Annotated in this window: 1 pseudogene; it reads left to right on the top strand. The window is 74.1% G+C overall.

From position 1 onward, the window contains the following. Positions 1-1,133 (top strand): annotated as a pseudogene (locus ACY45C_RS20905) (histidine kinase); the annotation flags it as partial.

The following is a 1,133-nucleotide window of genomic DNA, read 5'->3' as shown; positions in this document are numbered from 1 at the left end:
GACGTCGTACCGGACACCCAGACCATCGACCGGCGCGGATTCGGACGACGGGACGATCTGGTCACGGACGAGACGAGACCGGTGTCGTTCGGGGACAACCGCTGGGGGACCAAACCACGTCCCGGCGGCACCACCGGGCCCGGTCGGACCGAGCAGCCCGACACCGCCCCGGCACCGCCCGGCCCGGCACCGCCCGGCCCGAGACCGCCCGGCCAGACCCGGCCCGAGGCCGGTGAGCGGACCCCGTCGGCCGAGGAGCCGACCCCCGGGGCCGGCAGTGTGTTCGCCCGCTCCGAGAACCGGCCCGTTCCGCAGGAACGATCGGAGCCCATGGAGTCCACCGGTCCCCGCGACCGGCCGGCGTCGGCGCTCGGGTCCCGGCGGTTCCGCGATACCGGAGCGACGGAGGCGATCTCCGGCGAGGACACCGGCGAACAGACCACGGCGGACCGGGACACCGACGACATCGAGACGTCGCCGATCTTCGACTCCGTGTCGGCGTGGTTCCAGCGACGTTCGCCGTCCAGTCGGGCGCCCGCCCAGCATTCGACGGCGGCCGCGGCGGCCCACCTCACCGGGCCGGATGCCGGTACGGCGGCGCCACCGGCCCGTTCCCCGGTCCGTCCGGGGCTCGGTGGGGCCTTCGGGCAACGCGGCCCCGCCCGCTCCGGAGTCGATCCGCTCACGGGTACCCGGACACCGGCGCGGGAGGAGCCCGCGGCGGACGCGCCATCGGCGGCTCCGCCCGTCCCGGCCTTCGCGGCCCAGCATCAGACGGCCCTGCGTCAGACGGCCCCGCACCATCAGACGGCAGGGCAGTACCAGCCAACACAGCACCAGGCAACGCCCCAGCAGACCCCGTCCCGGGAGAACTGGACATCTCCCGGGGACGCCGGCTGGCAGGCGGCCGAGTTGTTGCGTCAACCGAGCACAGGCGGCGTAACGCGGTCGGGCCTACCGGTGCGAGTTCCCATAACCCATCTCGTGCCCGGCAGCGCCGAACCCGCGCCCCGCCGGCGTCCCGCCGACACCTCGGCCAGATCTCCTGAGGCTGTAGGAGGCCGGCTTGCCAGCTTCTACCAGGGCGTACGGCAGGGACGTGATGTCGGAGTCGACACCGCGAGGAATCCTCG

The organism is Frankia sp. CcWB2 (genome assembly GCF_977927585.1).
Note: the sequence above shows the minus strand (reverse complement) of the source record. Positions and strands in the feature narration are given on the sequence as shown.